Origin of the sequence: Desulfosporosinus metallidurans, assembly GCF_001936615.1 — a bacterium.
GTDB classification, from domain to species: Bacteria; Bacillota; Desulfitobacteriia; order Desulfitobacteriales; family Desulfitobacteriaceae; genus Desulfosporosinus; species Desulfosporosinus metallidurans.
Genome location: NZ_MLBF01000093.1, coordinates 1 through 8,481 on the forward strand (window position 1 = coordinate 1; position 8,481 = coordinate 8,481).

The window sequence follows — 8,481 nt, forward strand, 5'->3', positions numbered from 1 at the left end:
TACGGGGGCGGATGGTATTGAATTTCTCATTGTATATTTTAAGCAGGATATCAGCTCTGTCCTTATCCTTAAAAAGCCATGAGGCAAAGGCTTCCTTGATTTGAGTCTGCTTTGCCCGCGCAATCATGGTCTCATTGGCATTGACCACATACCGCACCTGGTCCTTGCCGTTTTTGTCCACATAGGGAACCGGATCGCGCACCGTGGTGGATTGGAGATTGAGGCAATCCTCGAAAATCTGATAAGCATTGACCCGCTTTGTGCCGTAGGTGTTGTTGACCTTGACGGAGGTGGGCTCCCTTGTCTTTCCGTTGACGCGCCAGGAGGTGGTGTATTCCATGTAGTCAACCGTAATTGAGTCCCTCAGATAATCCGTAGTGCCAAAGGTTTCGTGCATGAAATGCTGGAAATATTCAATGGGTATCCAGGGACTTCCGATGCGGAAGTCGATGTCGGAGGGTTCCAGCCATTTGGGCTGCACCGCTTCAAGGGCCTGCACGTTTCTCTCCAACAGTTCGGGATATTCTTCGGCCTTCTGTTTGGCATAGAGCAGCTTATCCCTCACCTGTCCGCTCAGGTATTCCTCGCTCAGTTCCCAGCCTTCATAATAATTGCCGTAGTATTTCTGCGGATTGAGATAGATGCGATCCCCAAGCTCATTGATAAGTTCATCTGCCGATTTGCCCGTCAACTTTTCCATATACGGCAAATCAACCTTCATATTTTGGTTCAACGATATTTCAAGAGCTTCCTTGGCTGTTTCGGCATGGGTGGGACGGCGATAGGACTTGATGGTGGCCTTAAGGAAAATGGGGGCCTTGTTCCATGCTTTTTTATCCTTGCTCTGATCCTCAATGGAACGGAGCAGAGGGAACTGGTCGTCATCGGAGAATACGGCGATGTTGGCCTTGTCATTGATGGCACTGCATTGTCTTACAAAGCGGTCGTAAACCTCATTCAAAGTTTTCTGCGCCTGCTGCAGTTCGTCAGGTGCGTAATCATTAGTCTGAATTCGGATGACTTCCAGCAGCGCCGTTCTGATTTCGCATAAACCCTTGATGCGCTCGGCGCGTTTGCCGGTGTAGTCCTGCGGTATGAGCTTGTTACGCTCGCAGTAGTAAATCTTATCATCCTGCACCACATAGGTATAGTTTTTTGTCCCTTCGGGAGCGTCCAACTCGCCCGCGTTTTCTTCCCCGGCTTCCTCTATTTCCTCAAAGGACGGGTCTGCTTCGGCGGTAAAGGCGGCGTGCAAATTTCCGATGGCTCTGTCAAGCTCCGCATAAAGGTCCTGGCCTTCGGGAGCGATACAGGCCGTACCATCCTCACGCCCATACATAGTTCTGCTAAACTGCATTTCACCCAATACCATCTCCGTATGGTCGATGAAATACTGGTTCATATTCATGTAATCGGGCTTTCTGGAATTGACAAACACCCAATCGGGAAGGGAGTATTTATCTACTGTACGCTGAGACTCCAGCTTTTGAAAGAACAGGATGTCCGCCGTAACCTCCGTCCCGGCAAGAGCCTTAAACGCTGTGTTTGGCAGCCGGATGGCGCCGATTAGGTCGGCTCTGCGGGCAATGTATTCACGGACACTGGTATCTTTTTTATCCATCGTGCCTTTACTTGAGATAAAGCCGATGATGCCGCCGGGCTTTACAAGGTTAAGGGATTTGGCAATAAAATAATCATGGATCAGAAAATCCTCATTATCATATCGCTTATCATAGAGCTTGATGTTGTTAAAGGGGATGTTCCCGATGGCAATGTCAAAGGAGTTGTCCTCAAAACAGGTGGTCTCAAAGCCTTGTACCTGGATATTCGCCGTTTGATAAAGCTGCCTTGCGATCCTGCCTGTGATGCTGTCCAATTCCACGCCAAACAGGGGCGTTTCCTCATAGCCTTCGGGAAGAACGGAAAAAAAGTTTCCCGTTCCCATGGCTGGGTCAAGTATTTTCCTGTTTTCGCCTCCTGTAAAGCCAAAGCTCTCAAAGGCTTTATAAATTCGTGTGATGAGCTCCGGCTCGGTATAGTAGGCGGTGACAACCGAATTCAAGGCATCCGCATATTCCTTATCATCCAGCAAGTGCTTCAATTCGTGGTATTCCTTTTCCCAGCCGCTGACCGTATCGGAAAAGGCATTGGCAAGACCGCCCCAGCCCACATACCGGGCAAGGACAATCTGTTCATCGATTGTGGCAAGCCGTTTTTCGCTTTCGATTTTGTTTAGCAGCTTGATGGCCTCCACATTGTTTTTGTACTTGGTTTTCACACCGTTTGGATAGAGGGCATAGTCCTCGGAATAGCGGAAATTGGTTTTGACAGGACGGGATTTTGAAACAGGCTCAGACACCGGCTCGGTTTCTGTTTGGGGTACAGCCGTTTGCACAAAGCTTTTATACGGCTTTTCATCATACAGTGTTTCTTCAATATCCTGCTGCCGATCATGCAGGCCGTTCCAATACGCTGAAATTTCATCGGGTACTGGCTTATCTGCCCATTCGGCTTCCAACTGTGAAAGCTGGCCAGCAATCCAGTCATATTCCTGTTGCAGTTCGGTGTACGCCTCATTCTCCACCTCAAAGGTAACAGCATCTTGCAGGGCAGTACCGTCCTCCGTTGTCATGCCCCATTCAATCTCCCTGTCGGGATATTTGCTCTGAAGTGCTTGAAGGAGCTGCGTTCCAACACCCCGGCGGCGATAATCCGCAAGCACTTCAATATGGCTGATATGGGGGATGCCTTCATACTCACTGTATTGCAATGCTCCAACGGGGAAACCGTTATAGACCGACTCATACAAAAAATCATGCTGCCCGTTGTGATAATCCAGATGGGTTTCCTTGATTTGGACCTGTATCTTAGTGGGGATATGGGAATTGCTTTCTTCATTTTCATCAGATTTCTCAGTCTCAAATGTACTAGCGGGTGCGGGGTTTCCGATATACCGTCCCTGATCTATGAGCCTTTGAATGCCAATGGCTGCCCAAATCCAGGTGATTTTGGTTTCGTGCTTTTCCCCTTTATCATCGGTCCAGTCAAACACGATCCCCTTGCTGTCATGGTTTTCAAAACCGATGCCATGCTTGCCGACGGTATGGCCGCCAATACCGTATTCGTTCTTTAGCATTTTCTCAAAAGCAGAGCCGGTGGGATGGGTCATGGCAAATTTATAGATGCGCTGTTTGCCTCCAGCGACTCGGCTGCCCTCCAGTAGCACATATTCAATGAGTTCCGCTTCTTTATCCTTCGGGATAGCTTCCATATCGAACAGGTTCATTTGCTGATTGGCTACAGGCTTCGGTATAAAGGTATCTATTTCTTCAAACCTGGGTATATCCTCAATTTGTGTAAAATCAATACTGCCGCGGACATTAGGGTCTTTCTCATAACCTGGCTGCGGGGGATAAAAGCCCATCGCTTCAATATCCTGCCCGGCGTCTTCCTGCACCGCTTCCATTTCCTCATACTCCGCAACCAGCCTGGTAATGTCCATGAGGGGGGTGGCGAATTCTGTCATGTACTTTTGGATGTCGGACTCTTGCAGAGATTCATATTCACCTGTATTGTAGTTCACTCTTGCCACAACAAAGGTGCCGAAGATGGGCTGGCCGTCGATCATACGGTTGATGGGCGTGGTTTCAAAGTTGGCATCATCGGCGCAGATGGCATCTATGCCGTCCCCGATTTCAAGGGTGGTAATCAAGCCGCCAACTTTTTCCTGAAAGGCATTGTTTCCTCTTGGGATGGCGGTGAGGTAGGGCTTTTTCTCCGGCTCCACCACCAGGACATTGATCAATGGCTGCTGATCCTCTATTTTTGTCTCTATGGTTTGCGGTACTGGGAAAGCGCCGATTTCGATTAGAGTCTTTATCCTTTCAGCCAGCTCCGTCCAAGACAGCCCGACAACATAGTGATCAATCAGGAATTCAACGCCGTTATCCTCTACAGCACAGCTAACAAAGTGATCGTCAATCCGCGTTTCGCGTTCATCTAGGTCCCGAAAATAGTTGGCCATCAGATATTCATCTATTTCTTTGTCATCGGCAAGCTCTGCCGCTATTTCACCATGCCAGCCTTTATCTACGATTTGCGTATTGCAAAGATAGCTGTCCACACAGGCATACAGCTCCTGCTCGCTCGGTTCCTCTTTTTCATGGGCAATGGGAGAAACGTCTCCGTCTGCGATGCGCATTTCATCAATCTCATCTGGGATATTAAAGTCACCGATTTGGTCTGCAAGGCTTTCCTCCGAGATAGGCGCCGGATATTCGCCTTCGTCAATGAGCATTCTTATGATGTTGGCTATGGTATGCCAGGGTATGTGTGTATAGCCGTCCCCGAAGGAAAACGACATCCCGTCTGCGCCTCGGTGAGTGGTTTTTAGCAGCACATCCATCTGATTTTCCGCGTCGCCGTAGTCCTCGTAAATTTTGGATAGAGCGACCGCCTTGTCTTCAAGAGGCATGTCGGTTGCGAAAAGCGCCTGAATTTTTTCATACATTTCAAGAGGATAAAGATCGGTGCTTTTTAAAATGCCTTCATAATATTCCCGTACCTGTTCATCCGTGTATTCTATATTTATATAGGAAGCTTTTAGTCCGACCTGCTTCGTTGCCTCATCCTCGTAATTCCTGTATGCCTCATAGTCAAAGGCTTTAATCTGCCACAGTGCGATAGCGCCCTTTACTCTTGCTCCGCCGCCATATACAATGCTCTCGGCGACACTGTTGCCCACTTTTTTACCCGTGGCTCTCTGATTGTTCAATTGGTCGATGTCTGCCAGCAACTTGTGGATGGGGACGATAACCTCATAAACCGTCGAATCCGACATATTTCCGAGGTCGCCGAAGTTTTTTGCCCGTTCAGGGGTATTGGCAAGGTAAACATACCCGCTTGTACTTTGATAGGACCGCCGCCTTGCTTCGCTGGTAGGCAGCAGACCCTCCTCCAAAATCGGAAGCTTTGAGCCTGTGGCATGATACATCACAGCATAGACAGGGAGATAGATATTGCTGTTTGTTTGCAGCCACTCTCTGACAGCCGCCACTTTTTCCGGTGTGGGCACCCCTTCCTCAATGGGAATGGGGAGCACCTTTTCCGTTAGCCTGTCGGCCCACCGCTCCTGCAAGCTCTGTGTTTTTTGCACAAAAAAAGAGCCGTCCGACGGCGAATCCTGTTCGCGTTCGGGCGGCTCTGTATTTTGATTGTTTGGGGACAGCGGGCTTACCTCACCTTGAACACGATCTCGTTCAGTACGATTTCCTCCGCTGACGACCGGAGGCTGTTTAAGTAGCGGGTCTTCTCCATGATGTCCTCCGTTGCCGGCATCTGCTCGGTCTCCAGCATCTGCTGGGTGATGTACTCGATTTTCTCCACTGCTTCCCTGTGGACCCGGTGCATTTTCTCCATCAGAGCGCCATCCATTTTCAAAATCATAAACCGCTGCGGATGGTTTTCGTGCAGGTACTCCATCGCCATTCTGCCGTACTTGCCCAGGGGCTGGTTGTCGTCCTCGCTGTTGTTGGAGATTTGAAGGTTCGGGAGCAGCACTCCGTCCTTCTCGGTGTAGCTCATCTCGATTTTGCTCATGCGTCATCCTCCTTTCCCGCTCAATGATTCTGATTGTCCGTTCCATTTCCAGAAGTATACCTTTGGAGATGTCGGTTACGGTGTGTCCGAGCCTTGCGATCAGCGGAATGCTGTCGAAATGGGCAATGGTCATCATCCCGTCGCCGGTATGGATTTCATCGTCCCCAAGGCTGCATCGCTTGCCGATAAAATAGGTTACGCTGTCTTTGACAATCTCCTGGATTTGACTGAGTAGTCCGTCCTGGGGCAACTGTGAAAACAGGTGGCCTTCAATGTCAAAGTCAAAATCTTGCAGATAATCGTCCAGGCGCTCGGCAACCGCTTCTTCCGCTAATTGGTTCAGGCACTCGGTAAAATCGGAGGATGTAAGGTTATGAGAATAGGAAAGGCGGCTGGTCAGCTCTGCTTTTATCTTATCATCAAGCTGCCAGTTTGTTGGTATGATTTCCCGGCCATTGGTCTGAGAGATATCAAACAGGTGCTTGATGGTCAACCTGGCATTGTCATACTCGCAGACCGCCAGTCCTGTCGCACCTTTATTGATGTATCTGCCGAATTTGTTCCATATTGGTGTGGTGGCAAGCATGGTGACGTTTGGATTTTGCGCGTATACCAACAGGGCGTTGTCAAAGTTGTATTTATATAACCTTGCCGCAAAACCGAGATAATCCCGCCATGCGCCCTCGGTTCGGGTAATGTGAGGCGCGATGGTTTCATAGACCGTCCTCAGTCTTTCATCCTTTCTCAAAATTTCACCTCCTCTTAGTTGACAGGCTCGATTTCCGCTATGTATCCCCTGGTGCGGGCTATGGTTGTCAAGTATCCACAGTAGTTGCAGGCCAGCGCCAGCTCCCAATTTTCATTTCCTTTTTTGTCGCGGGAGCAGTCGGTGCCATAGGATACCTCAAAGTCATTGCTTCGACACTTCGCACAGGTCAAGACATTTCTTGTCATTTAGGCGTTCCCTCTTTGACCTTGCTGGAAAAATACCATTCCAGGGCCTCGTCAACGATTCTTTCGATCTCACTGGCCTTTGTGTCTGCGGGAAAATACTTGGAATAGACCTTGTGCTTAATTTTTACAGGTGACGGTGTGGTTGACTTCGGCTTTTTATTGACTTCGCCCGAAAGGATTTGATAGGCGGTTTTCTCGTTCAGTTTACTGCTTTCGGAGTAGCTGCGGAGCATTTCCGCCTTTTTCATATCCACCTTGAATTCATTTTCGGAAAGCACCTTTTCAATATCCTGCTGCTCCGCTTCGGCAAGGTAAGAGAGGGCAACGGCAGGGTAGATTCCTATTTGAGAAGCATCAACACGCCCCTTTAATGCTTGGGTCAATTTATCAATCCGTAATAATCTTGATACGGAGTTTTTGGATAAACCATATTCAATACCCAACTGAACATCGCTGTGCAACTTTTCCCCTATTAGGGGAGAAGTTGATTTTTCTTTGATATACTGCGGATTTTCAAGCATTCTAAGCTCTGCTATAATGTCATTGCGCTTGCCCTGGGAGAACATTTTTGAGTGCCGCAGAGCAAGAACCGCCGCCTTTTCAGACGGCAGCATATCGGCAAAGGAACGCTGCATGACATTGGTTTCAATGACATACATCCATGCTTCTTCGTCCGACAGGTTTTCCTTGATAATAAAGTCGCCTTCGTCAAGCCCTGCAAGCGTGCCGGCGTTCATGCGGTTGTGCCCTGCAAGCATTTCATACCTGCCATTGTCTTTTATACGGGTAATCATCGGAGTCAGGATGCCATAATTACTGATGCTTGCAACCATATCGTCCAACCGTTCACCGCTGTATAGGCGAAAAGGGTGATTGGGGTATGGGTCCACTTGAGAAAACTTCAAGCGGACCACACCACTTTTTATATTGGTTTGCTGGTTCTCCGGCTCCACTGCCATAAGCAGCTCGTCCATTGATTTAATCCGTTTCGGTGCTGGTCTATCCGGCAAATCCAATCAACTCCTTTGCAAATTCCATATACGCAATCCCGGCCTTAGATCTGGGCTCGAATTCCAAAATGCTCAATCCGCAGCGGTTGGCTTCGCCCACTCTGATAGAACGGGGAATGGAAGTTTTGAAAACTCTCATGCCTCCACGGTATGCTTCATTTACCTCCGCGCAGACTTCTTTGTGCAGATTGGTCTGCATATCGCACATGGTTAGCAGGATACCCTCAAATTCAATCTTGGGGTTAATCCTGCGCTTGATTTTAAGAATGGTTTTGGTCAGGTCTTGAAGTCCTATGGTAGCATAGAATTCAGGGTTGATCGTGATGAGAACGCTATCGGCGGCGGAAAGAGCGTTGATTGTCAGCGGACCCAGGGAAGGATTTGTATCAATGAGGATATAGTCATAATCCCTACGTAAAGGCTCCAGGATACTGAAAAGCAATTTTTCGCTTCCCATCTCCATCCGCAGATTGGATTCAACCACCGACAGATGAATGTCGTTGGGGATAAAGTCAATCTTCCCGCGCTGCTGAATATACTCGTTCTTGGGCGGAAGTTCTTCCTCGTCCATTGCCATTGTCATTAAGTTTGCAATCGTTGTATGAATTTTCGGGACATCTTCATTTTCATCTTCCAATACAAGAGAAGCTGTTAAGTTCGATTGGGGATCATAATCGACCACCAAAACTCGATAGCCTGACTCAGCCAGAGTGTAGCTAAGATTGCGGACACTTGTTGTTTTGGATACACCACCTTTCTGATTTGCAACAGTAATTATTTTGCACATTTTCACCTTTCCTCCTTATCATTTAAAATTGCTGATGTTTGCCTTTAAAAAAGGCGTAAAAAAATAGGCATAAATCGGTGGAAACCCGCTTGTTTACTGGGTTCTACTGATTTATGCCTATTATAACTCACG

General features: G+C 48.3%; 5 protein-coding genes. 1 reads left to right on the forward strand and 4 read right to left on the reverse strand.

Annotated elements, in window-relative coordinates; all coding sequences use genetic code 11:
* Together DSOL_RS29300 and DSOL_RS24815 are read right to left on the reverse strand one after the other, a co-directional pair.
* Positions 1–4,993: GNAT family N-acetyltransferase (locus DSOL_RS29300; RefSeq protein WP_345788433.1), on the reverse strand; the 4,993-nt coding region annotated here is incomplete at its 3' end.
* 239 nt (positions 4,994–5,232) lie between these two features.
* Positions 5,233–5,598 carry a TnpV protein gene (locus DSOL_RS24815; protein WP_075367406.1) on the reverse strand — a complete coding sequence of 122 codons (366 nt, stop codon included), beginning with the start codon at positions 5,596–5,598 and terminating at the stop codon, positions 5,233–5,235.
* A 373-nt stretch (positions 5,599–5,971) separates the two neighbouring features.
* Here DSOL_RS24815 and DSOL_RS24820 point away from each other — a divergent pair, with 373 nt between their 5' ends.
* Complete coding sequence (locus DSOL_RS24820; protein ID WP_075367407.1) at positions 5,972–6,244, forward strand: hypothetical protein; 273 nt, start codon at positions 5,972–5,974, stop codon at positions 6,242–6,244.
* A 304-nt stretch (positions 6,245–6,548) separates the two neighbouring features.
* Here DSOL_RS24820 and DSOL_RS24830 read toward each other — a convergent pair whose 3' ends face one another.
* Together DSOL_RS24830 and DSOL_RS24835 are read right to left on the reverse strand one after the other, a co-directional pair.
* Positions 6,549–7,562: a ParB N-terminal domain-containing protein gene (locus DSOL_RS24830; RefSeq protein WP_235838990.1), complete on the reverse strand. Its 1,014-nt coding sequence runs from the start codon at positions 7,560–7,562 to the stop codon at positions 6,549–6,551.
* Positions 7,552–8,349, reverse strand: a complete 798-nt coding sequence (locus DSOL_RS24835; protein WP_075367409.1) for a ParA family protein — start codon at positions 8,347–8,349, stop codon at positions 7,552–7,554. Before DSOL_RS24835 ends, DSOL_RS24830 begins: the two co-directional genes overlap by 11 nt.
* Positions 8,350–8,481 lie beyond the last annotated feature (132 nt).

Coding starts and splice junctions, on each gene's coding strand:
- DSOL_RS24815 (WP_075367406.1), bottom strand. CDS start 5,598: ATGAGCAAAATCGAGATGAGCTACACCGAGAAGGACGGAGTGCTGCTC.
- DSOL_RS24820 (WP_075367407.1), top strand. CDS start 5,972: ATGAGAATAGGAAAGGCGGCTGGTCAGCTCTGCTTTTATCTTATCATC.
- DSOL_RS24835 (WP_075367409.1), bottom strand. CDS start 8,349: ATGTGCAAAATAATTACTGTTGCAAATCAGAAAGGTGGTGTATCCAAA.